Annotated in this window: 18 protein-coding genes; 5 read left to right on the plus strand and 13 right to left on the minus strand. The window is 51.4% G+C overall.

All coding sequences use genetic code 11. From position 1 onward, the window contains the following. Positions 1–10: 10 nt before the first annotated feature. The gene (gene prmB, locus QT230_RS07160) at positions 11–970 is read right to left on the minus strand and encodes a 50S ribosomal protein L3 N(5)-glutamine methyltransferase (protein ID WP_308320905.1); all 960 of its coding nucleotides are present in this window, start codon (positions 968–970) and stop codon (positions 11–13) included. A gap of 173 nt (positions 971–1143) precedes the next feature. On the opposite strand from prmB, the gene QT230_RS07165 reads away from it, so the two are divergent. Continuing rightward, the gene (locus QT230_RS07165; RefSeq protein ID WP_308320906.1) at positions 1144–1713 is read left to right on the plus strand and encodes a Smr/MutS family protein; all 570 of its coding nucleotides are present in this window, start codon (positions 1144–1146) and stop codon (positions 1711–1713) included. A 43-nt stretch (positions 1714–1756) separates the two neighbouring features. On the opposite strand, the gene QT230_RS07170 is transcribed toward QT230_RS07165, so the two are convergent. From QT230_RS07170 to QT230_RS07185, 4 genes are all read right to left on the minus strand, one after another. Continuing rightward, positions 1757–2773, minus strand: a complete 1017-nt coding sequence (locus tag QT230_RS07170; protein WP_308320907.1) for a patatin-like phospholipase family protein — start codon at positions 2771–2773, stop codon at positions 1757–1759. Between the two features lie 22 nt (positions 2774–2795). Then, positions 2796–3698, minus strand: coding sequence for an alpha/beta hydrolase (locus QT230_RS07175; protein WP_308320909.1), 903 nt, complete (start codon positions 3696–3698; stop codon positions 2796–2798). 228 nt (positions 3699–3926) lie between these two features. Further along, complete coding sequence (locus tag QT230_RS07180; protein ID WP_308320911.1) at positions 3927–6497, minus strand: FtsX-like permease family protein; 2571 nt, start codon at positions 6495–6497, stop codon at positions 3927–3929. Continuing rightward, a complete protein-coding gene (locus QT230_RS07185) occupies positions 6494–7306 on the minus strand; it encodes an ABC transporter ATP-binding protein (RefSeq protein WP_374694447.1) in 813 nt (270 codons plus the stop codon). The genes QT230_RS07180 and QT230_RS07185 overlap by 4 nt, the downstream gene beginning before the upstream one ends. A gap of 136 nt (positions 7307–7442) precedes the next feature. Here QT230_RS07185 and QT230_RS07190 point away from each other — a divergent pair, with 136 nt between their 5' ends. Then, entirely contained in the window at positions 7443–8147 is a 705-nt protein-coding gene (locus tag QT230_RS07190) for an arylesterase (protein ID WP_308320912.1), read from the plus strand. A 65-nt stretch (positions 8148–8212) separates the two neighbouring features. Here the strand turns inward: QT230_RS07190 and QT230_RS07195 are convergent, their stop codons facing one another. The 8 genes from QT230_RS07195 to QT230_RS07230 form a co-directional block, all read right to left on the minus strand. After that, positions 8213–9217: a glycosyl hydrolase family 8 gene (locus tag QT230_RS07195; protein WP_308320913.1), complete on the minus strand. Its 1005-nt coding sequence runs from the start codon at positions 9215–9217 to the stop codon at positions 8213–8215. Positions 9218–9261: 44 nt separating this feature from the next. Next, positions 9262–9741, minus strand: coding sequence for a cellulose biosynthesis protein BcsD (bcsD, locus tag QT230_RS07200; protein ID WP_308320914.1), 480 nt, complete (start codon positions 9739–9741; stop codon positions 9262–9264). Then, positions 9725–13765, minus strand: coding sequence for a cellulose synthase subunit BcsC-related outer membrane protein (locus QT230_RS07205; RefSeq protein WP_308320915.1), 4041 nt, complete (start codon positions 13763–13765; stop codon positions 9725–9727). Before QT230_RS07205 ends, bcsD begins: the two co-directional genes overlap by 17 nt. 116 nt (positions 13766–13881) lie before the next feature. Further along, positions 13882–18426, minus strand: coding sequence for a UDP-forming cellulose synthase catalytic subunit (gene bcsA / locus QT230_RS07210; RefSeq protein WP_308320916.1), 4545 nt, complete (start codon positions 18424–18426; stop codon positions 13882–13884). Continuing rightward, positions 18426–19208, minus strand: a complete 783-nt coding sequence (gene bcsQ / locus QT230_RS07215; protein ID WP_308320917.1) for a cellulose biosynthesis protein BcsQ — start codon at positions 19206–19208, stop codon at positions 18426–18428. Before bcsQ ends, bcsA begins: the two co-directional genes overlap by 1 nt. Beyond that, positions 19205–19603, minus strand: coding sequence for a hypothetical protein (locus QT230_RS07220; RefSeq protein ID WP_308320918.1), 399 nt, complete (start codon positions 19601–19603; stop codon positions 19205–19207). Before QT230_RS07220 ends, bcsQ begins: the two co-directional genes overlap by 4 nt. 235 nt (positions 19604–19838) lie before the next feature. Then, on the minus strand, positions 19839–20711 hold the full coding sequence (locus QT230_RS07225) for a DMT family transporter (protein ID WP_308320919.1): 873 nt from the start codon (positions 20709–20711) through the stop codon (positions 19839–19841). Next, a complete protein-coding gene (locus QT230_RS07230; protein ID WP_308320920.1) occupies positions 20708–20977 on the minus strand; it encodes a SelT/SelW/SelH family protein in 270 nt (89 codons plus the stop codon). Before QT230_RS07230 ends, QT230_RS07225 begins: the two co-directional genes overlap by 4 nt. 304 nt (positions 20978–21281) lie before the next feature. Here QT230_RS07230 and QT230_RS07235 point away from each other — a divergent pair, with 304 nt between their 5' ends. From QT230_RS07235 to ettA, 3 genes are all read left to right on the plus strand, one after another. Next, positions 21282–21716: a PAS domain S-box protein gene (locus QT230_RS07235; RefSeq protein ID WP_308320921.1), complete on the plus strand. Its 435-nt coding sequence runs from the start codon at positions 21282–21284 to the stop codon at positions 21714–21716. Between the two features lie 189 nt (positions 21717–21905). Further along, positions 21906–22118 carry a PA3496 family putative envelope integrity protein gene (locus QT230_RS07240; RefSeq protein WP_308320922.1) on the plus strand — a complete coding sequence of 71 codons (213 nt, stop codon included), beginning with the start codon at positions 21906–21908 and terminating at the stop codon, positions 22116–22118. Between the two features lie 156 nt (positions 22119–22274). Beyond that, positions 22275–23936, plus strand: a complete 1662-nt coding sequence (gene ettA, locus QT230_RS07245; RefSeq protein WP_308320923.1) for an energy-dependent translational throttle protein EttA — start codon at positions 22275–22277, stop codon at positions 23934–23936. Positions 23937–24017 lie beyond the last annotated feature (81 nt).

The following is a 24017-nucleotide window of genomic DNA, read 5'->3' on the forward strand; positions in this document are numbered from 1 at the left end:
GATTAGTTCCTCACACGAAAGACGCCGCATGGGCGTCGAGTTCAGCGGCGCTCAGAGCGAATACGCCCTGGCCGCCACGCTCGAATTCAAGCCATAAGAAAGGCACGTCGGGAAACGCTGCTTCCACATGGCGATCAGAGTTACCGACTTCTACAATCAGCCAGCCCTCTTCAGATAAGTGCTCCCGTGCTTCACGCAGTATGCGCCGGACAATATCCAATCCATCGCGGCCCGCGCCTAGTGCCAGGGTAGGCTCATGCCGGAACTCGGCGGGCATGGTGGCAAGATCACGGGCATCCACATAGGGCGGGTTAGAGACAATCAAATCATAACGCTTACCTTCCAGACCACTAAATACATCAGATTCCACCGCGCGCACCCGGTCACCTACATCGTGGCGGGTAATATTTTGACGTGCCACCGCCAGCGCCTCCTGGCTGATATCAGCAAGCGCTACTTCGCAAGTGGGTAGATAGAGGGCCGTGGCGATGCCGATACAGCCGGAGCCGGTGCATAGATCCAGCACGCTGGCGGGCGGCTCTTCTGGGAACCAGGCGGCAAAGCCATCTTCAATCAATTCAGCAATCGGCGAGCGCGGAATCAGCACCCGTTCGTCAACGTGAAACGGGTGGCCGGCAAAAAAACTCTCCCCCAGCAAATAGGGCAGCGGGCGGCGGGTGGTGATGCGCTCCCGCGCCAGGCCAATTATCCGCTGGCGTTCAACAGGCAACAGCCGCGCTTCCAATACCGCTGGGTCAATATTCCACGGCAGGTGCAGCGCACCTAAACAGAGCGCTACCGCCTCATCCCAAGCGGATTCAGTACCATGGCCATAGTGCAGGCCCGCCAGATAAAACTCGCTGGAGACCCAGCGCAAGTAGTCGCGCAGTGTAAACAGCTCGCTCACCAGTGCCGATTCGGGCTGGGATAGAGTTGAGTGAGAATTCTCAGCGTTAAGATGCGTGGTCACAGCGACTCCTGGGCAACGATAAGCATAGATAAGCGTGAAAACGCTCTATCCACATGACGAATAAAGATTGTACCTTTGACGCCGTCCGGTTCACAGCAACGCTCAGCCCGCTATACTGTGCTTCTTTATTTGATTGCTCTTCTTTTACACTTTTTTAGCCACCCGAGCCTGCCATGACGCAACACCGCCACCTGCCCGATGATGACGATATCAGTGCCTTTCGCGACGCGTTGAAAGCAGCGGGTGTTCGACCGATCGTCAGCAATAAGGCCGATCCAGGTAAGCCCAAACGCGACGGCAAAGCTCACGAAGCACGGCGAAACGCGGCGGTAGAGAGCAGCGCCACCCAAGCCAGCGGGCGCACCTCGGATGGTCGGGTGGAAGCGGTACGCCCCTCTGAATATTTAGAATTCAGTGTCCCCGACCTACCGTGGCGGACCTTTAGCCAGCTAAAGCGCGGCCAAACGGCATGGCAGGCGGGGCTGGATATGCATGGCTACACACTGGAGGAAGCGCGCGTGGAACTGGAGAGTTTTCTGCGCGACTCGGCGAGCCAAGGCTTGCGCTGCGTGCTGGTGGTGCACGGAAAAGCATGGGGCACGACCTCTGACTTCCCGGTGCTCAAAAGCCACACCAATGCATGGCTACGAGAATGGCCTGGGGTGCTGGCATTCTGCTCGGCGATTGATATCGATGGCGGCACCGGGGCGGTGTATGTCCTGCTGCGCAAACGCGGCCAGTAGCGTTGCAGGGCCGTTAACTAATCAGTCCTCAGTACTTAGCCTTTCAATCAGTAGCATCAGAGGCGATACTGGGCATTCGCCGCTCTAGCGCTTCATCCGCTAAGTGGCGCCCTAAGCGGATCAACTCCCTACCCCGGTGGAATTCATAGGTACTACAAACGGTTTTAGGGATTTCAATCAGCACATCCGGCGGGTAACCCGCCACCTTATACTTGGCCAGCGCCGCCTGGGTAATATCAAACGACTCCAAAATCATGTCGAGCTTGCTCCACTCGCGCTTACCGCGCGCTTCGGTGGTCTCTTCAAGCTCATCTTCTTCAGCCTCACCGTTTGCTCCCAGTCCACTCCACAGTTTGCGAGTAGCCGTGCGCACATCGTCTATCCAGTTACCCATGCGCTGCTCAGTGTCGATCTCTTTTTTAGTGCGACTGTCGGCGGCCGTTGCCTCGTCGGGCAATAGCTCCTCCAGGGTGACCGGCAGCGGACTATGCGCAGTCACGTTAACCGCCACCACAAAATCCGCTTGATGGGCGGCTACCACCGGCATGATAGGTAGCGGATTAAGTAGACCGCCATCTACCAACACCTGCTCCCCCAAATGCACCGGCGTAATCACGCCCGGTACGGCAATCGAGGCGCGAATCGCCTGTAGTAGTGGACCGTTTTGAAACCACACTTCCCGCTGGCGTACTAAATCCGTCGCCACAGTCGTGATCGGGATCGCCAGGTCTTCGATTAAGATATCGCCCACCAACACTTCCAGCTTACTCATCACCTTGCTGGCGCGCATTGCGCCCATTGGGCTCCAGGTGACGTCAACCAGCTTAAGCACATCGAGATAATCCAAGTTACACACCCAGTCGCGATACTCCGGTAGCTTGCCTGCGGCATAAATTCCGCCAATCAGCGCGCCCATTGAGCATCCTGACACGGCAATAATCTCAAAACCACGCGCTTCTAACGCTTCAATAACGCCGATATGGGCATAACCGCGGGCACCGCCACTACCCAGCACTAGCGCGACTCTATTGCCGCCACTCAAGTGGGCCAGTTCATTCATATAATCTTCCCTCTCAATACGTTCAGCGCAGCTGGCTACCATCCCAATGGCCGACGATTACGGTGGCGACTTTCTCCACGGCGCGAGGTTCCAAGTGCAAATGGTGGCCGCCACTCAGCACATGGCGGGTTAACGCATTGACTGCTTGACGCGCCTGAACCGCCCAAGCGCGTTCGCCCAAAATCCCCTGCTCGCCTTCTATCAATAATACCGGTGCATTAATTTCTGCCAATAGAGCCAGCACCTGCTCGGGGGTAAAACGCACCAAGGATGGTTTTAGCAGCCGACTATCGGTACGCATTTGCACATGTCCGTCAGCGGTAGGCTGGGTATTGCGTTCCACTAGCGGGGTCGCCGTCATGCTATCCACGGGCGTCACGCCGCCTGCCACGCGCGCGGCAACAGCGTTTTCGATATCCGGGTAGCGCGGTGCACGTGAACGTGGTCGGCGGTAGGCATTCAGACCTTTGCGCAGTTGGCTGGCGGTCTCTTCAACAGGTGTATTGAGCGCCCCCAAGCCATCGATTAGCGTTAGCCGCTCAACACGCTCCGGCAGTGAAGCGGCAAGCAAGCAAGCAACCGCCGCCCCCATCGAGTGGGCAATCAAGCTGGCTTGCTCAAGGCCAAGCGATTCCATCACATCGAGCACGTCATTGCAGTAGTCCCACAACGCATAATCAGCGCCTGCCGGCGCGTGTGACGAATGCCCATGGCCACGAAAATCCACTGCCACAATACGAATACCCAACGCCTCGACCAATCGCGGGGCTAAACGTGAAAAACTGGCTGCGTTATCCAGCCAGCCGTGCAGGGCGAGCCAAGTGGGAGCATCCGTTCGGCCCCAGCTCAGCGCGGCAAGGCGCCCCTGAGCAAGAGAAAGCGGCTGCGCCGTAGCGCGCGCGGCCGTAGAGCTAGATTGAGGCATATTTAACAATCCTAAAGAAACAGCGTCACCCGCAAGATGACGGCGTAGGCTTCAAACGGTACCATGCCGGGCGTAATGCTTCTGCCTCTTTTCCCTCCACGCTCATTTGGTACCGTTATGAAACCACACCGCGATACCCGCACCCGTAATCTGGTCTTTTTTATTGCTGTCATCAGCGCCATCGTCGTTGGCTTCTGGATTACGAAATAGGCGATTAGTGATCCACCATTAGGCTTCGCCGAGCAGACCCAGACTGGCTGCCGGCGCCTGACGGCGCAGCCCCCGTGAAAGCGCATGGCCGATGACACCAATCAGCACCGCTCCGCCCGCGGGGAGTAAAATCCACAGCCCTAGGTGAAACCGCGGGGTTAGATCCAACAAGTAGATGTAAAGCGTCGCCGTGGTCAGCTCTGCCAGTACCGCCCCCATCAACCCACTGGCAAAACCTAACAGCGCATATTCAGCCCCCTGCACCCGCGAAATCATTTGGCTGCCTGCGCCAAATACACGCAGCAGACCGCTTTCGTGGGCGCGCACCGGGCGGCTTGCGGTGAGCGCGGCATACAGCACGCTAACGCCCGCCAACAGCACCAACGCGAGTACCAACTCCACCGCCCGGGTAACCTGGGCGAGCACATCCCGCACCTGGCCTAAAATGGCGTCTACATTAAGCAGCGAGACCCCAGGAAAGTCAGTGATCAGCTCACGTATCAGCCCCTGCTCTGCTTCAGGCAGGTGGAAGGCGGTGATGTAACTATGCCCAAACTGCTCCAGTACGCCCGGTGGAAAGATAACGAAGAAATTAGGCTGAAAGCTATCCCAATTTAGGCTGCGCAAGCTGGTAATTTGGGTAGCGATTTCGTCACTACCTACCGAGAATGTCATCTCGTCACCAATGTCCAACCCAAGCCTTTCAGCCAACCCATCTTCCATCGAGATAGGCACCGGAGCCGCTTGAGGCTTTGTCTCGACGGCGCCCATCCAGCCTTGACTCTCTTGTTTGTCTGCTTGCGAGGCTGAGAACCACTCCCCGGCGACCACCTCATTGCCTTCGGGTAGCTCTGATTGCCAGGTAAGGTTGAGCTCGCGACGCAGTGAGTTATCGCCCCGCGCATCTGCAGGCACTGCGTCTCGAGGTGACTGGCCATTAATGCCGATGACACGCCCGCGCACCATGGGATATAGCGTGCTTTGGGTTTCCACCCGCGGTGAAACCGCTGCTTCAAAAGGGTCACGTTCGGAAGGCTGAATATTGATTGCGAAGTAGTTGGGGGTGTTCTCAGGCAGTTGGTCCTGCCAAGTGCTGAGCAGGTCGCCACGCACTAGCACGATCATCGCCATGGCAAAGAAAGTGACCGAAAATGCGAGCAGTTGCCCCAGCCCCGCTTGCCGACGCCGAGCCAACTGGCGACCGCCTAAACGCAGCGCCTGGGACCACTCACTGCGCCCGGAAAACCGCTGTACGACGCGCAGCAAACCGCTAAGCATCAGCGCACTGATCACCCACAGCACGCCCAATAACAGCCCGCCACCGATCAGCAACGCAATAGCCAACGGCAGGCTACCGGAGTAGAGCCATAGTAGCCCGCCAAACACGATACTCGCCACGCCGACCACCAGCCAAGCCGAAGGCGGCAGCGGATCCAGCTCACGGCGCAGCACTTTTAACGCACTGACGCGTTTAATGCGCAGTAGCGTTGGCCCTGCAAACCCGACCAAAACGGCTAAAGCGGTAAATACTCCTAACCCCAGCGGCATGAAGCCAGGCGGCGGCAGCGTCATAGGCAGAAAGCTCACCAACAGCCAGATCAGTACCGCCTGGCCAATCAGTCCGAGCAGCGCGCCGATGACCGCCGCTACTAGCGCTAAGCCCATCAGCTGCAGCGCAAAAATCGTTACTAGCTGGCGCTGGCTAGCACCAAAGCAGCGCAGTAGCGCGGCGGTATCCAGATGACGCTCCACATAGCGGCGGGTAGACATCGCCACCGCTACGCCCGCCAGCAGTACCGCCGCTAGTCCGGCTAAGCCAAGATAACTTTCAGCTCGCTGTAGCGCATTGCCCAACTGGGGCCGGTCTACGCGTACATCACGGACTTCGACACCGTCGCGTCGCAGCTCTTCAAGCAGGCCTTGCACTTGATCCAGCGCAGCAGGAGGGCCTGCGGCTAAAATTTCAAACTCAATTCGCGAGCCTTCTTGAACAAGGCCAGTGGCCTCAACATCCGCTGTGTTCATCATCAAGCGCGGATTAAAATTGCCAAAACCGCCGGACTGATCCGCTTCACGCTCAATAATCCCGCTAACGATCAGTTCGGTTTGCCCCACTTGCACGCGATCGCCCAACTCTATATCGACCAGTTCCATTAAACGCGGATCGGCCCATGCCTCTCCAGGCGGTGGGCCAGAGGCAATTTGTTCAATCCCATTGCCAAAATCGACATGGGAAACGCCGTAGTGAGGGTAAACATCATCGACCGCTTTTAGGCTGGCGGGTTGAAACCGCTCGCCGCGGCTAATCATCGAGACTAGGTCAACTTGGTCACTCAGCACAAAGCCGGCACTCTCAAGGCGCTCCCGCATCTCCATTGAAAACGGATCACGCTGTTCTAGCACAAGATCGCCACCCAGCATCTGGCCTGCCTGGCGCTCCAAGCCGCGCTCTAAACGATCAAGGAAAAACGCAATCATGGTAGAAGCCGCCACGGCTAATACCAGGGCGATAAAGAGTGCACGTACATCAGCAGCGCGCAGGTCTCGCCTGAGACTGCGCATTGCCAGCCGCCAGTTCACATCGCTCATGGCGTCTCCTCTTCATTGGTCACCGCTGAGGGCACAAAGGGCTCCAGTCGACCATGATCCAAACGCAAGCAGCGGTCACAGCGCCGCGCCAAGGCATGATCGTGGGTGACCAAAATAAGCGTAGTGCCCGCCTCGCGATTAAGAGTGAAGAGCAGATCAATAATTTGCCCGCCGGTATCAGGGTCGAGATTGCCGGTTGGTTCATCGGCAAATACCAGTTCAGGGTCGGCCACGAAAGCGCGAGCAACGGCAACACGCTGCTGCTCACCGCCGGAAAGCTGTTTGGGTAAATGATCCACGCGTTCACCCAGCCCCACTCGCGCTAACCACTGCGCGGCAGTTTGCGTTTCTCCAGCGCGGGGTGACAGTTCAAGCGGGAGCATGACGTTTTCAAGCGCGCTCAAGGTAGGTAATAGCTGAAAGTTCTGAAATACAAAACCTACCCGCCCAGCGCGCAATGCTGCACGCCCATCTTCATCCAAACGACTCAGCGCGTGACCGAATAGCGTTAGTTCACCGTCGCTAGGTGTATCGAGGCCTGCTAGCAGACCCAGCAGCGTCGATTTACCCGCACCGCTTTTACCCAGAATAGCGACACTTTCCCCCGCCGCTACGCTTAGCGACAGGTCGTGTAAGATAGTCAGTGAGCGTTCCCCGCTAGTCACTTTTTTCGACAGCTTTTCAGCGTGCAATACTGACTGCTTAGCCATGTTTTGAGAAACAGCTTGGTGGGCAGCATGGGGAACATCGCTACCCGTTTGGCTGTCGGTAAGGGACTGGCGATCGCTCTGAGGTGGCACGCTCGACATTGATTTATCAATAGATGAATTGGCGGTTTTATCTGAGGAGCCTGGATTTGACGGGCCTGGTTTTGAAGAGTCTGGATTTGAAGGGCCTGATTTTGAAGAGTCTGGATTTGAAGAGCTTTGACTTGAGGAGTAAGACATGAAGCGTGGCATCCCTGTGGCATGGCATGGACTGAACCGCATGGTAACCGGCTGGCTGGTGCTACTGATAGTCACCTTTGCCTCTGGATCTATCAACGCAGAGACTGTCAGTAACGACAAGACAGTCAATACTGACAGTGGCCCCACCCTGCTGGTAATGGGCGACAGCTTAAGCGCCGCCTACGGTATTGAGCGTGAAGAGGGATGGGTGACTTTGCTGGCTGAGCGTTTAGACGGCGACGCACAGGTGATTAATGCCAGCATTAGTGGTGAAACCACATCCGGAGGTCTACAACGGTTTACTGAAGTTATCGGACAGCGGCAGCCGGATATTGTTCTACTTGAATTAGGCGGCAATGATGGTTTGCGCGGTTTAGCCCCCAATCAAATGCAGGCGAATTTAGCCAGTATGATTGAGCAGAGCCAAGAGTCAGGCGCTGAGGTACTGCTGTTAGGTATCGATATTCCGCCTAACTACGGGCAAGCGTATCGTGATGCGTTCACCGGCGTTTTCCATTCCCTGGCGGACGAATATGACATTCCGCTGGTGCCTTTCTTACTTGAAAATATCGCCTTAGAAAAAAACCTCATGCAGAGCGACGGCATTCACCCGACGGCCGATGCGCAGCCGATTATTCTAGACAATGTCTGGCCAGCACTTGAGCCACTATTGGAACCCCACTATCAAGCAGAGTTTAATTAGTACTAACGAAAAGCTGTTTATTTACTTTTTACACGGGTGGTTAAATAGCTTTTTACAATAAAACGTTAACGCATATCTTCTGCCATATGCGCTAACATAAGAAGAGTTGCCGAAAAATAGTCGTCCTGGGGCTGAGGAATTGAACTAGGCAGCGTTTCGCCACGGACATAGGCTCTTACCGCATCCACTCCACGGGAAATCGGATATTCAGCACGCTCATCACTTACCACATCCACCCAAGCTGGGGCTGGCTGGTGAGCAGGGTCATTCCAAAAAGCCGTAATACTGCCAAGACCACTGGCCTCCTCACGCCCACCCCAAACAAAATAAAGCGGGATGCGAACGGCATCAAAGCTGAATCTTGGCGCCCAATTAGCTGCTGGCGCTAACTCACCCTGCTGATTAATCTGAACCCAATCCGTCGGTAGTAGATAGGCACCGAACCGTGATTGATCCAGCAATTCAACGCCGTCATTAATCAGGCGGTCCCAGAGCTCATTCGGTTCAATTTCAGAAAAGTCTTGTAACGCGGGAATGAACCAATATGAGAGGTTAATATCCGCTTCTTCTTCACGCTGAAAACCTTCAATCCCTGGCAGTAGCACCTGAAAACCAGCAACTTCGTAAATAAGATTGTCTAAAACAGCGCTTCGAATGCTTTTAGAAGCACTTGCATAATTGGCGCTGTTCCAACGTTCTGAAGCTAAATATAATGCCCACGCAATAAATAGATCGCCGTCAGTTGCGTTGTTAAGATCACGCACTGCTGGCTTTTCACGTGGATCATATCTCCAAGAGAAAAGGGATACATCTGGTCGACTAAGATGACGACGTGTCCACCCCCATATTTCATCAAAGGTTTTTTGATCATTATAATGCTGAGCTAGCATCATGCCCCACCCTTGGCCTTCCGAGTGACTGATATTATGGTTACCTGTGTCAATCACCCTCCCCTCTGCACTAACGAAGCGCTCACGATAGATACCCCAAGCAGAGTCAGCTTGAGCTGCACTTGCGCTGACAAACAAACAGATTATAAGCCCAACGCGTAACGTAAACCGGTTCAACATTTTCGGTTAGTCCTTTAAATGTGCAGCTCCATTATCAAAAGCCGCTAACGACCATAGAGGAAAGTGCATTCACGCTGCTCTAGATTACGGCTAACACATCTGATGGGTACATCTGAATCTCCACCCTGCTGTTGCAGCCATCCTTTATACACGCCTTCTAACAATGCGGACATTGCTAGCAAACTAGCATCGAGGCGCTCTTGAGACGAGCCCGGTACGGGGCACGCAGCATGACAAATACGCATTGTTTGATTCTCGGCCATTATGCTCGCCCATCCCCAATCCATAAGGTCTAATTGCTCGTTCACGGCTAGCTCCAGACGCTCTAGCGTAGCGCACTCGCCGATAGGCCTTTCGGAGGCTATTCGACTACCAATATGGCGCCAAAAGCCAGAGGATTCCTCTTTACCTGCACTATTTGAGAGTTCATCGAAAACCAGTTCTAAAAAAAGCCGCCACTGGATACTACAGTGACGCTTAGCATAATAATCTAAATGCTGGGTGTGTTTATCTGGCTCGTTCACCGCTATCTCCAAAGATATAGTTCATAAACATACTAGCGGATGTGTCGTTGTAATCACCGAAGCTATTGAAGTCCACTCTTCCACCAAGGGAAAGTTCCGGACTCATTTGGTATTCCATAGCCCCGCCGAATGAAAGGCCTACACCACTTTCGTTCTCTCCCCCATAGCGCGACGCAGGGGTAGCCCCCAAGGCAGCAAACACATCTAACAATTCTTGTGCATCCGGATCAGTGGGAAAATAATCGCTTTCATCAGTACTATAGCTTTGAAAACCAGGAGCGATATATCCACCCAGCGTCAACTGGTCGGTAAAGTTCTCTTGATAATTGATAGGGAAAGCCACGCTAACATAGTCCTGAGGGCTGAAATATCCACCGTGCCCATAGGTAAAGTGGCTAAGATCATCATCAAAGGCCATCACAGAAACATGAACACCCGCCTGTAGTTGACGCCGCTCATTATTGATCGGGCGCGCGTAGCCACCTAGAGATAGATCATATGACTGGTTGTCAGCAACGTTATTACCGGTATAACGGTATGTGCCAATATCAGCATAGAGACCGCCCGCTTCTGTATCGTAATTGATACCTGCTCGGCCACCGGTGCTTACTACACCACCCCACGTATCGCCGGAGTAAGCATCGTAGGCCCCCGCATACGAGAGAACACTATCCTTCACCGCTCGACGCTCAACGGTAAAATTCAGTGATGTATTGTCAGTAATATCGGGCCGCCAATTGATTCCACCAACCAGGTTTGTTTCTTCAAACCCAAGAGGTGTGCTGCCAATATCCAGGTTTAGGTTGCTATTTTCATAACTAAGCTCTAGCCCCGAGCCGCTATCCCGTAGGCTGGAGGGGCGCGCTGATTGTGCCTCTGCTTGCAAACGGCTTTGAATGCCTGCTAGAGCGGTTTCAATCTGCTCACGACTGTTTTCAAACGCACTCAAAGACTCGCCATCCAACCCTAACTCAGCAAAATTGACACTATTTTCTTCAAGGTAGTTATTAAATATCGCTCGCTGTTGTTCAGTCAGATTAGCGACCGTTAAGCCTGCTTCAAATAATGGATTACGCTCTAGTGCTGCCTCATAAAAGCGTCTTGCCTCTTCTAGCTCAGCAGCCAATCTCACCGCCTCTTGTTCATTGGCCGCGGCATCCAGACGACTCTGGGCAGTGAAGAAACTTGTTACGGTTGACTCAATTTCGTCCAGAATTGAAGAGACACCACCCAGCGACTGATTCAGCGCGCTGGCACTCTCCGCAAGACCACTACGTCCATAGCGTCGTAGGCCATCTCCCTCAGGAGTACCGGCTGTCACCTGAGTAGGCGTTACGGCCACCTCAAAGCGCCCTTCTCCAAAGGGCATTGCTGAAAAACGTAAAGGGACTTCGATGCGATCCTGCTGACTTAAACCACTCTCGCCATCGCGTAAATTAAAAGCGAACTCAGTGGCAACTCTGGGTGCCCGCTCGCGTCTAATTTCTCTTGAGAGATTATCAATCTGTTGGCGTAAATTCGGGGCTTGCATTTCTGTTTCTGCAAGCACTGCCTCTCCGTTGATCTCACGACTAGCTCCCGGCAACCAGTTAGGCCGCTGCGAATAGCTTGAGACTTCTCTAGCCCTATCTGTAAACGGATTTAGACCTTGAGAAGGGGCTGCAACCTCACCGTTTTGCCCGCTTAAACGCTGGCGAGCTTGGCTCAGTAAAGCAAGGGCCTCAAGGCTCTGTCCGTCAGCTCGAGCCACCTGGGCACGGAGTAATAACGTATCTGCTGTTTGTTCCTCTGGCGCATAGCGGTCCAGCAACTGTTTGGCTTGACGCGAGCGGTTATTAGAAAGCGCTGTTTGAACAGCGCCCTGCAGTGCCTGTTCACTTTGCGGGTGATGAGTCAATACATAAGTGTATATCTGTTCTGCTTGAGCTTGGCGCCCGCCATCCGCATATACACGACCCATGGCTAACAATAAGTCTTCATTATCAGGGTATTGCCGCATCGGCTCAGCTAGCCGGTCGTAAGCAGTGGCTAAACGACCGCTCTGACGCAGCTGATCAGCTTCTATAATCACTAAACCACGCTCTGCCGCTAACGTATCTTGATTCTCTTGCCATTGAGGATTGGCCGCCAAGCGGTTCAGCAACTGACGAGCCGCATCGAGGCGTCCCGCCTGAGCCATGACCAAAACATAGTTGATGTAGTCATTGGGAGATTGTTCTTCAATTCCACGTGCTAAGTCACGCTCCACCCACCGTAATGCTTCGCTGTGCGCGCCCGCTGATGACAAAGCACCCGCAATTTGGCTAATTTGGCTTGGCGCAAGTTCAGAATCACCATAACGTATATAGAGCTGCTGTAGTGAGGTGATCGCGGCAGTGCGATTACCCTGTTCTAGTTGTGAAAGGCCTTGCGTTAGAGGCTGCTGGATTTGCGCTTGCTGCTGGAGTGACTTCATTTCATCAGTTAGAGCGTTAGTAGGGATGCCTGATAGCAACCGCTCGGTGTCCGACCATCGGTCTTGCTCAGATGCAAATAACGCTGCCGCATAACGCTGATCTGGCGTAGCACTACCTGTTTGAAAAGGGACCATCAATGCTTGCGCTTCATCTGATCGTGACTGTTCGGCCAGAATTCTGGCTAAATCAAGCCGCGTCCACGGATCATTAGGTGACAAATCCATTGCATTCCTCAGCGTCACCTCTGCCCCAAACCTATCCTGCCGACTAGCTTGGCGACGCAGTGCTTCTACTTGAGCAGTTGTGAGCCCACCAATTTGACTGCGAGCATTGCTGGGTAGAGCCTGAGCAACTTGCTGAGCAGCAGACCAGTCACCTTTATCAGACAGTACTTGAACTAGGCCTACTCGAGCATCTACATCATTCGCGCGTGCTTCTAGCAGACCTCGATAGGCCTGCTCTGCGGCATCCAGTCTTTTCTGTCGCCTTAAAATATCTGCTTCTAATAAACGAGCAGCACGCCCCGCATCACCGCTCTGCTGAGTAAGCGGTCGTACTTGTCCAAGCGCTTGCTCAAGATTATTCGCCTCCGCTAGACGCCGTGCTTCCCCCAGCCGGGCATAGAACGCAGCGCTTTGATATGCGGCCGCCCACTGTTCTCGCCGATCAGGTTCTTGATCCATCGCCTCGCCAAGCAAATCCCTTGCTTCAGCAAACCGCTGCCTACGTAATAGTATTAGTCCTAAACCGCCTTTAGCCTCTGCATCTTGAGGATTAGCGTTAAGCGCTTGACGAAACGATTCCTCTGCATTGCTGAGCTCTCCGGACTGAAGCGCAGTAAAGCCTTGAGCACGAGTATTCTGAGCAGTTGATTCTTCAAAACGCTGGATAATTTCATTATCGCTGGGGTTGGCTTCCGCGTAAGCCTGATAAAGCGCTTGATCAGCAGGCGTGGCCTCTAACCACAACAATGCCTGACGCCAGGCATTTTGTGCAGCCTCTGCTTCAGAACCACTGTTGCGCGCTAACTGAGCCAGTCGACCAATGCCATCGCGGCGTGTGCCCTCACGATAGGTCAAGACCTCCCCTAAGGCTAAACTTAGAGAAATATCCTCAGGATAGTTATTGCTAAACTCGCGCAGACCGTCTCGCGCTTCACGCCATTGGGAATCGTTGCCGCCAGCAAGTGTTTGATAATATTCAACCGCCAAACCGCGGGGAGGCGTCTCGCCACTAAAGAGGTCGCGATATGCAGATGCCGACTCTTCATAGCGGTTAGCGCGTGCTAGCTGGCGAGCACGAGTTAGCTGTGCAGTGTCTAATTCACTGCCCTGCTGAAGCTGATCTAACTCAATTAAGCGCGGGTTATTAGGTGATGCCTCCTCAAGACGCCGAATCCACTGCTCAGCTTGGTCAGGCCGATCATCCACAAGGGCCTGACGAGCCAACCTGAACAGAACCTCTGGGTCGTTCGGCCGACCAGAAAGGTATCGCTCTAAGGCTTGCTGAGCTAAATCGGGACGTTGATTTTCTTGCCAAAAATCAGCCTGACGTAGCAGAGCATCCAAAGCAGCTTGCGAACTTTCTTGTCCCCATACATTTGAAATGGGAATACAGCAGGCTAAAGCGCTCAACAAGAGCCGTTTTTTTAATTTTAGGACATTAGCCATAGATGTATGCATGTTTATTCCCCGCCTGGGAGCGTATTGCTAGTTATATTTGCCCGACGCAATGCTCGACGCTTGAGAGCACTATAAAAAAACACAGCCAGCAATAAGAGTACTGCCACCACAGCCAGCAGCATGGGAATAATATATTGTCCTGCATACCAGCGAATAAGGCGATGCCAAACCATTTCGCCCCGAGCTGAACGGGGACCGACCTGATAAGCACTGACTTCTTGATTAGGCGATATCAGAACTAAGTCGCCTACCGCTTGACGGCTAATTATGGGCTGATCAATAGTCTCCGGTAACGATCGCATTCCCTTATCATCAAAAGCAGTCGCTAAAACGATACTGCGCATAGGGTTAAGCGGCGAGCGCACTCCCATTAACACCTGCTCTTGAGCTTGACTACCTAACCTATTACGTGAGCGCTCAACGTCTCTTCCCCACTGTGCCTGCGCCCACAAGTTAAGCCGGTTCAACAAGCTCAAGGGCGTTACACGTAAAGCCCCCTGCTGAAGACTAAAAGGACCGATATGGTTATTGAGTTCGCTGTCTTCTAGTTGATCAGCCTGAGCGACGACTAGAATATCGCGTTGAGCTAAGCTGTCATTAAGCATTAAGCCTTTGCGTACATCCAGTGCCGTGCTGGGATAACCCGTGGACGCAGCCATACGACCAATCAGACTAAGCGCGGTGCTAATTTCAACAGCATCTGGCTCGCTTGCCAACATTAGCGTTGTTTGAGACAAATCCGCCCATTGAGTGAATGGAAAGCCAGCACTTAACCAGTATGAAAGCTCAGGCAGCACTGCAAAATGCTGCGCATCACTCATGTCTAAATAGGAATCAGGATAGAGCCGCGTTTCAATACGATTTGGCAAGCCAAGCTCACAACCATCTTCAGGCGTATTGACCGCCATATTAAAGTAGAAATTAAGCTGGTTGTTCCCATAAAGCTGCTCTTGAGGAATGCGTAACGTCGCTCTTTCTTGGCGAATATCATTGCCAAGTAGACGCCATGCGTCCCAGGCAAGCGAGCGTTTTTCGACGGGTAAAGATCCAAGATAAGACCCGTTTAAACCAACTTCTAAGCGTGAGTCACTTTCATTCAGCCACTCTCCACGAGGAAACTCATAGCCTATTTCCAGTGTGACACTGTCCCCAGGCCACAAGTGCATATTTGGGGGAAGGCGAAAACTATAGTTTTGTGGCGGAGGGCGAATGCCTTCACTCACCATTTCATTCTCATTTATCATGCTCTTAAGATATATAGGCTCATTGAGCTCCTGCCAATTTGGCGCATCGTAAGGTTCCCTGGATGTTAAACTGGGAGTGCTTACCTGCTCACTGTCACCACTTAAACGCTCCTGGTAACTGGCTACATAAGTTGAAGCGATTTTTACATCCTGCTCTGTTTGACCTGTCACAATAAGTAGACGATACATAGAGTTATTGGGATTGGCATATTGGAGCACGGTGGGTCCATTAATACTCGGCAACTCTACTCCCAGCGGCATTTGCTCTGGAGTACCTATTACAATCGAATGTTGATCAGGTATTTGACTGTGATGAATCGGAAAATCAGCCCCCCTGAACTCTGCTTGGATAGCGAAATGGGAGGCCAAGATGGCGCTGGCAGCAAGTAACGTTTCTGAAGGCGCCGCTGGTATAACGAAGGGTAATACTAGTCGCTCCATATCTGCCGAATCAAAAAAAGGGGCTGGCAAATTGGCTAAACCGCTTACTGGGGGTAACAACTGGACGTCCACCGTAAGTGTAGAGCTCGGTAAAACCTCTAGCCAAATATCTTCACTCAGCAAATTATTACATTGCTCTAATGTTTGACCAGTTATACTTAGCAATAGCGTGTTGTAAGTTACTATTAGCTCTGGGGGAATAGCAATTTCAGCCACTAAGTGCTCGGCGTTGAAACGATCAAGCTCAATGGTTTCTACTACGATACCGTTGAGATTAATATCTAGCTGACTCAGCCCTTCTAGAAGCATGTCAGAATAGCGAATCTCCAAACGCAACATCGCATCAGTCGATACCTCGTCACTACGTAAAGAGAATTCCACACCTGCCTGGGCCCCATTACCTTGTATACGCAATACATTCGGCTCAGTCGTTTCGTTGTCCATTGGCTGCAAAAGTGGATAAATTCTTTCGCGAGTTTGAGTGGGCATATTGAAATTCAACCCTCTTCTCGCGCTTACTTCAACATCTGGCAAAAATGATTCCTCAGACGATAACGCATCTGTTATTAACGACCTTGTTGGTGGTGATATCGACTGAACATCCAACTCTTGGCTCCATGCTCGCTGGGTAGACATAATGCCAATCACAATTAAAGCGACTAATATCATGCGCCACACCCATGTAGAAGTAGGCGTCGCAGCTTGTGCTGCAGGCGTTATCGCTGGATCTGCACTGCTGGAGCTAGCTTCAGCCTGCCTAACTTGATTTGCACCTGGAGAGCCCCCTGCAAATAGTCGACGCTCTTTCCAATTTTTGAAAAACAAGCCTGTTACTGCTCGTATGACCGTCCACATAGAGCGGAGAGGCTGATCTTGGGGAAGCTTACGTTTTTGTAACCAAGCATCCGCACGCCCCATAACCAACTTCACCAATTGGCGACGTTGCGCCACATTCAAGCCGCCAAACCTTAACCGAATATGCTGACTATCATGGCTCACTACATGCACTGGAAAAAGCACCGGATTGCCATCGAATTCCATCTCTACAAAGTCAATACGTGGTTCCTTGGAAAACCCTGCTACAGCCGTAATTTGCATACCGCCCATTGAAAGGTTTTCAGTATTCGCCGATAAAGTATAACCACCGACTAAATGCAATACCGCAGGGCGGCTCAGCTTAATCCGTACATACTCACGAACTTGTCTTTGTTCACTTCCTACTGCTATTGCTGCCATCAAAAAGAAAGCGCTAAAGGAAGCCCAAATCATATTGAAGAGTAAAACGCTTAACTGCTCACCTTCTGGATTCCACCACACAAGACGTAGAATCCCCCATAGCGAACCGGCTACCAGTAACGCTAGCAAAAACAGGTGTGGCCGCGTAACATTAAAATCAAAAAAACTTCGATCTAGCCGCCCTCCTTTCTCGGTAACATCAAACTTTCCACGATTAGGATTAAAGAGAGTAACAATCGCAGGTTTAAGAAGATGAAAAGTTAAAACAGTTTCATATATTTCGTTCCAGAACGTATAGCGATACTGTCCCACGAGCTTTGCATTGGTATAAACAACTGCAAAAAGGTGGGGCAAAACATACACTGCCACTGACTGCGGAGAGGCCTGAATAATATTAAGTCCAAATAATAGATAAGCTAGAGGAGCTGTTAAAAAAACGAACCGTGCTAAAGGAAATTGGAAGTGAAGCATTGCACTCAGATAGCAAAGGCGCTGAGGGATGGTTAAGCCTCGCCCCAGAAGCGGGTTATCGCGGCGTAGTATTTGTGTCATACCACGCGCCCAGCGAGCTCGCTGGACAATGTGCAGTGCCAATCGCTCAGTTGCTAATCCAGCGGCAAGAGGTATGCCCAGATAGGCTGTGGACCACCCTTTTCTCTGCAGTTTTAATGCCGTGTGAGCATCCTCAGTCACAGTCTCAACGGCAAAACCTTCGATTTCGGCCAGAGCACTGCGGCGAATAACAGCACAAGACCCACAAAAAAAAGTTGCGTTCCAGCAATCATTTCCTTTCTGAATTGGCCCATAGAAAAGCTCACCTTCGTGAGGTACTTCTCGTCCGCTTACTAAATTACGTTCAAAAGGATCAGGAGAATAGAAATGGTGAGGCGTTTGTATAAGCGCTAGTTGATTATCAACAAGAAAAGAGCCTACTGTTGCCTGCAAAAAGACTCGGGTAGTCACATGATCACAATCGAATATACAAATTAACTCTCCCTTTGTTTTATTAAGAGCGTTATTTAAATTACCCGCTTTAGCATGCTTATTATCTGAGCGAGTTATATAGCCTACACCTGCTTGCGCCGCAAAAGCACCAAATTCATTTCTTTTACCATCATCTAAAATATAGACATTAAATTTATCGGCCGGATAATCAAGGTTTTGTGCTGCCAGCACGGTATCACGAACAACATCTAAACTTTCGTTATAAGTGGGAATATAGACGTCTACAGTTGGCCATTCAGAAATGTCCTTGGGTAACGGTACAACTTTACGTTCGAGCGGCCAAGCTGACTGAAAAAAGCTGAGCACTAACACAAGCCAAGCATACAACTCTGCGCCCAAAAGCCCAAAACTTAAGGCAGACTCTAAAAAGCCCTCAGTAACCAGCGTCTCAGTTACTCGCCAATAGATATAACGGCTTGCTGTCATAACAGTGAAAAAGGCCATTGCTAAGCGAATACGTGGCGAATTTAACTGCCCCATTACAAGTAGAAGCGCAGCCGTAATCCCCCCAAATGCTAACTGATTACTCAGCGTCATCGGCGTTGAAATCACAATTAACAAAATAGGCGTACAAACAAGTAATAAAAGGATAATGCAGACTTTATACAGAAATTTTTTCATCACTCACCTGCCTGGCGAATTTGCACTAACACGGCGTCCGGCATTAAACGCATGAGGTTGTGAGCGATCATTTCCAAGTCATTAACTACCGCTGATGTATAAGCATGCTGTAGAACAGAAATCTGCAAGGCATGCGCTTCAGACACCGCTGGATCGCGATGTACAGATCCTAGCAGAGAGGCACCTAATCGCTCTTTTAAAAGCGAATAGACGTCGCGGCTAAGCTCGCTGCGCAGATCCAGTTGGTTAACGACGTAATACAGATGCCTACTTACATCTTCCGGATAAAAATCTCCTTCTTCAATTGAAGGCAGAACGGCCAAAGAAGCACTATCAGAGAGCAGAGCCGTCACACATAGTGGCTTTAGCTTACATAGTGCATCTAAAGCAACCGAGTGGCCTGGGGGTAAGTCCGCTAATAAAATATCATCCGAAGATCCATAAAAACTCCTAAGCGCTTGATACAAAGCTTTCGGATCATTAGCGAGAAAATTCTCAAAGCGCTGGCGCTCCTCACGCGTCGTGTGTCCATAGGCGAGCACATCGATCCCACTTGAAGTGGTTCTGACCATTTCATGCCAGTAGAACTTTGAAGTAGCCTCAGAGACATATCCTTGAGGATCGCTAAAAGCAATACCAAAGTGCAACTTCAAAGCATCCTGGCTATCGAGGTCTATAACCGTGACGTTGTATCCTTGACGCTGTAGCGTATAAGCGAGATTAGCCGTTAATGTGGTTTTACCAACCCCCCCTTTAGGGGAGGCAACGCAAATAAGAGTCATGAATTAATTTGCCTTAACAATGCTTTTAGCGAAGTTCCTTTATTTGCGCTCGATTGTTGTTCGTTACCATTATCGGTATAAATTTCAAATAGATGGCCAAAAGAACGACGCTTCTGTTGAGCGGGCAGCGGGGGCTCATGTGGAACGGTGGAAGGAAAAGTCCGGGAAACATTTTCTTGTTGACGTATTACGGGCTGAGAAGACGGTTCAACCATTGGCTTGTGCGCATGTTGAGGTGGTGTGTACTTGGAGCGCTCCCCCCTTTTTTGCACGGTCCCAGGGGCATGCTTTGCAACATCATCAAGCAATTTCCATCTCCGCAGCTCACTGGGGTGAGCCGTATCTGATGCAAATTGCTGATACTCAAAATCCTCACCAATTTTTTCACCTGACATACCAGTGTCTATATTTTTTCCCATACTTCGCTGCAACCTCGCTTATAGCTGTAACCATCTAAATAGGCTATGCCTCATGTATCTGCGTGATAAAACCTCATTAGCAGCTACTATCTTCCCGTACTAAGGCATTAGCTATTATTTGACTTTTATACTAGTCTATCTTCCACATCAAGGAGAAAGATAATAAAAATTAACAAAAAATAAACATTTTATTACCGAAAAAAATCGCTAATTAATTATTTTTTCGTAAATTCTGTAATCCTAAACCTAATAAAATCAATATTAATCCAGCCATTGTCGAAGGCAAAATAGGCTCGCCTACCACTAGAAAAAGCAACATGAGGGAAACTGGAGGAGAGAGAAAGATAAGATTTGAAACTTTGGCGGTACGCGATACCTGATGCACCGCTAGCTGCCAGAGAATGAAGGCTATGCCCATTTCGAACAGCCCGACATACACCCCAGCGCCAAAAGCTGGCCAGCTATGCCACTGCAGACCAGGGCCCAATAGCAATAAAACCGTTAGCACGGGCAGGCCGACGCTGAAATTTTGCCATTGACCCACTAAGAGTGGGCGAGGGTCTCGCGCATTGAGCAACCAATAAAGTGCCCATATCAGAGTAGAAATCAACGCCAGCACAACACCTAAAGGGTCAGCAAAAGTGACATTAAAAACGGCCCCGCGTGTCGCAATGACCCATACACCGGCATAAGCCACCAGTCCAGCCACGATATCCATGCGCGTCAATCGCTGCCCAAGCATTGGCACAGCTAAAAACGCCATTGCTAAAGCCCAGGTATAATTCAGCGCCATCGCCTCTTGCCCGGGGAGCCGGTCATAAGCGGCGAACAACACCAGGTAATAAGCCACGGGGTTCATCAGCCCCGCCCAAGAGGCTGTTTTCCAACCGCTGCGTAGCGCCGTGGAAATATTCCCCTGTTTGATGACTAACGCGCCCATTAAGGCCCAGGAAACCAGTGCCGCAAGCCACATCAATTCCAAAGGGCTCATCCAAGCGAGCGCAACTTTGAATGCCGTTGCCACCGTCGACCATAACGCTACGGCCCCTAAACCATAGAGAACCGCCTGCCGATCCTGGCTCATCGGTCGATATGCCCTAAATCCCGATCAGGCTCTAACTGATCTCTAACACGCTGCTTAAGCAATTTAATGTCTGGAAAACCACCATCACGCTTGCGTTCCCACAACAGCTCACCACCACACCAAATCTCGAACGTCCCACCATGAGACGGAGCCAAAGCGACCTCGCTTAAACCTTCACCGAAGGTTGAGAGCAATTCCTGTGCATACCAACCGCTTCGCAATAGCCATTGGCACTGAGTGCAATAACGGATTTGAATACGTGACATCCTTGATTTCCCCAACAAGTTAATATGGCATCCTTAGGAGCTATTCTGTCATCTAGCGATAGTAACCGCCAAGGAGCCGCCGTGGATCGCCAGCCGGCCGCCTAGGTGTCATATTAGTACTCATAAGGCTGTGTTGACGATTGCAATGCACGGCAACGCTCGCCATGATGGAGACGGATAGCCGTTGTGGGTTGGAGCATTTGTTATTCTGCCTATAATAAGTAATTGGAAATTCCGCCTGTTCACGAGAAAACTGATCTGTCGTGAATAGCAGAAAGGACCGAAGCTCAACAGGAACCCTTTGATGAAACGATCACCCTTGATCAGTCCAGAGCTGCTCGAACGCATTGTTGACGCATCGGAAGACGGCATTGTCGTTGCCGAGCGAGAGGGGGATGAAAATATCCTCATCTACGTCAATAAAGGCTTTGAACGCTTGACGGGCTATAGCGCAGACGAAATTCTTTATCGCGACTGCCGCTTTTTGCAAAACGAAGACCGCGACCAAGACGCGCTATTGTCTATTCGGGATGCGCTTAAAAATGGCCACCCTTCTCGGGAAGTGCTGCGTAATTATCGCAAAGACGGCACCATGTTTTGGAATGAGCTATCCATTACGCCGGTATACGACGAAGCGGATGAGTTGATGTATTTCATTGGTGTGCAAAAAGACGTAACTGAACGCGTAGAAGCGCAGCTTGCCCTCGCAGAGCTTCAAAAACAGCGTGAAAACCGCTAGAAATTAACTTTCGCGGCAAAAAGACTTATCAGGGCTTGAACTTCATCCCAACTGGCGTTATATAGCGGCAAGGCGCATAAAGTGCGCTAGGCGCTTCACTTTACGAGCACCATGCTCTTCATCGTCAGCATGTGGCGACAAAAGAAGCCGTTGTTATGCCGGGTAGCCGGCTGGGTTGGAGGACATCACATGAGCCGTGACCCCTTAAGTCGTGAAACTTTTACCACCGATGCTCTCGATACAGAAGAGTTTGAAAGCTTAGATGCCGTTAATGATGATCACTACGGCAAAAGCAAACCCAGTAAGGCGGACAGCTTACGCGCCCGCCGCCAAGTTGAAGCGTGGTTGGAAGAGCGCCGCCTTCAGCGTGTTATTGAAGATGACTGGGACGAAGAAGAGTAATCGTTAGCAAGCTTGGCTTACTTACCCAATGAGCGGGTCAAGCTAGCTGAACGCCTTAAGCGACCTAGCCTTTCCTGGCCTGGACCTCTATCATCTGATCCTAGCCAGCAGCATGCTGCTGTCGCTTACTTCCTTTCATCAACCTAACGGATCTCCATGGCGCAATACGTTTTCACCATGAACCGGGTTGGCAAAGTAGTGCCGCCCAAAAAGCAAATTCTTAAGGATATTTCGCTATCGTTTTTTCCAGGTGCCAAAATTGGCGTACTGGGCCTTAACGGTTCGGGTAAATCAACACTGCTGCGCATTATGGCCGGTGTCGATAAAGAGTTTGAAGGTGAAGCTCGTCCGATGGCTGGCATCAATGTTGGCTATCTTCCCCAGGAGCCACAATTAGACGACGAGAAGAACGTCCGTGAAACCGTTGAAGAAGCGCTCGGCGCCATCAAAGAGGCGCAGGAAAAGCTAGATGCGGTTTACTCTGCCTATGCAGAGCCAGACGCCGACTTTGATGCGCTGGCAAGCGAGCAAGCGCGGCTTGAAAATATTATCGAAGCGGCGGACGCACACAATCTTGAGCGCAAGCTTGAAGTTGCCGCTGAAGCACTGCGCCTGCCGCCCTGGGATGCCAAAGTCGGTAACCTTTCAGGCGGTGAGCGCCGCCGCGTAGCCCTTTGTCGTTTACTGCTCTCTAGCCCAGACATGCTGCTGCTTGACGAGCCGACTAACCACCTTGACGCAGAGTCGGTGGCGTGGCTTGAACGCTTCCTGCATGACTATAGCGGCACGGTAGTGGCTATTACCCACGATCGCTACTTCCTGGATAATGTCGCTGGCTGGATACTTGAGCTTGACCGTGGGCAAGGTATTCCGTTTGAGGGTAACTACTCTCAGTGGCTGGAGCAGAAAGATCAGCGCTTGAATCAAGAAGCCAAGCAGGAAGCGTCGCGCCAGAAGGCCATCAAGCAGGAGCTTGAGTGGGTGCGTAGCAACGCCAAAGGTCGCCAAGCAAAAAGCAAAGCGCGCCTTAATCGCTTTGAAGAGATGCAGTCGGGCGATTTCCAAAAGCGTAACGAAACCAATGAAATTTATATTCCGCCTGGCCCGCGCTTGGGCGATAACGTCATTGAGTTTCGTGATGTAGCCAAACGTTTTGATGACAAGCTTCTCTATCAAAACCTCTCCTTCACCATTCCGCAAGGGGCTATTGTCGGCATTGTCGGCGGTAACGGTGCGGGCAAATCGACGCTCTTCAAACTCATTACCGGTAAAGAGCAGCCAGATGCAGGCGAAGTGCTGGTTGGGGAAACAGTCGATATCGCCTATGTCGAGCAGTTACGCGACGCTCTAGACGACAAGCAAACCGTCTGGGAAGCCGTATCGGATGGCCAGGACATTCTCAATATTAATGGCTACGAGGTCTCTTCACGCGCCTATGTTGGTCGCTTTAACTTTAAAGGTAACGATCAGCAGAAACGCTTATCGGAGCTCTCCGGCGGTGAACGTGGTCGTTTGCAACTAGCTCAAACGCTTAAACAAGGGGCTAACGTTCTGCTTCTTGATGAGCCCTCTAACGACTTGGATATCGAAACCCTACGGGCTCTGGAAGAAGCACTGCTAGCGTTCCCAGGTTGTGCGATGGTGATCTCTCACGATCGCTGGTTCCTGGACCGTATTGCCACGCACATTATGGCGTTTGAAGGTGATTCTGAGGTGGTCTTGTTCGAAGGTAATTACGCTGAGTACGAAGAAGACCATAGGAAGCGAGTCGGCAACGATACGCCTAAGCGCATGAAATATAAGCGCATTGATGCTTAACCAATCAGCACCAAGTTAGCAAATGTTAGCAGCGAAAGGCTCCGCAAAGCGGGGCCTTTTGTTTTAAGCTCGATCAAACGC

It is taken from the genome of Halomonas sp. SpR8 (assembly GCF_031010195.1).
Lineage (GTDB): Bacteria > Pseudomonadota > Gammaproteobacteria > Pseudomonadales > Halomonadaceae > Vreelandella.